Origin of the sequence: Pantoea sp. ACRSB (assembly GCF_022346905.1) — a bacterium.
GTDB lineage: Bacteria > Pseudomonadota > Gammaproteobacteria > Enterobacterales > Enterobacteriaceae > Pantoea > Pantoea piersonii.
Genome location: NZ_JAKRNL010000030.1, coordinates 1 through 1,056, shown reverse-complemented (window position 1 = coordinate 1,056; position 1,056 = coordinate 1). Strand labels below are relative to the sequence as shown.

The 1,056-nt window shown below is 52.6% G+C and carries 1 pseudogene; it reads right to left on the bottom strand.

Annotated elements, in window-relative coordinates:
• Positions 1-55: 55 nt before the first annotated feature.
• Positions 56-1,024 (bottom strand): annotated as a pseudogene (locus tag MHZ89_RS22585) (IS5 family transposase).
• Between the last annotated feature and the right edge of the window lie 32 nt (positions 1,025-1,056).

Here is a 1,056-nt window from a genome sequence, read left to right as displayed (position 1 = left end):
GGCTTTGTTGAATAAATCAGATTTCGGGTAAGTCTCCCCGTAGCGGGTTGTGTTTTCAGGCAATACGCACGCTTTCAGCCATACCTGCTTTCGTCATTTTGTTCAGCGCTCGTACCAGGGCCATAGCCTCTTCAACCTGACCATCGTAGTCACGCAGCGTCAGTGAACCTCCGGACAGCTGTTTTACCCGGTACATCGCCGTTTCCGCTATTGAGCGACGCTTATAATCTGTTGTCCATTTCCACCGCGCATTACTCCCGGTCAGTCGCTGACTGGCCACTGCACGGTTACGGTCTGCATATTCACCGGACCAGTAACCCGCGCCTTTTCGGGGAGGGATAAGCGCGCTGATTTTCTTACGCTGCAGTTCGTCGTGACAAAGCCGGGTGTCGTAAGCGCCGTCTGCCGCTGCTACCCTGATTTTTCTCTAAGTCTGCCGGATAAGACCCGGGAAGGCTTCTGAGTCCGTCACGTTGTTCAGCGACAGGTCTGCACAGATGATTTCATGTGTTTTGCTGTCAACTGCCAGACGCAACTTTCGCCAGATACGACGGCGTTCTTTGCCGTGTTTTCTGACTTTCCGTTCGCCTTCACCAAAGACCTTCAGCCCGGTGGAGTCAATCACCAGATGCGCGATTTCACCCCGGGTGAACGTTTTGAAACTGACATTAACCGACTTTGCCCGCTTACTGACACGGGTGTAATCCGGGCAGCGCAACGGAACATTCATCAGTGTAAAAATGGAATCAATAAAACCCTGTGCTGCCCGCAGGGTCAGCCCGAATACGCGTCTAATGACCGGAACGGTGGTGATGGCGAGATCAGAATAGCGCTGAGGTCTTGCTCGTGATGAAAGCGTTGCAGACTCATACCAGGCCTGAATCGCTTCATCGTCCAGCCAGAAAGTTATGGAGCCACGGTTGATAAGGGCTTTGTTGTAGGTGGGCCAGCCGGTGATTTTGAACTTTTGCTTTGCCACGGAACGGTCTGCGTTGTCGGGAAGATGCGTGATCTGCTCCTTCAGCTCAGCAAAAGTTCGATTTATTCAACAAAGCC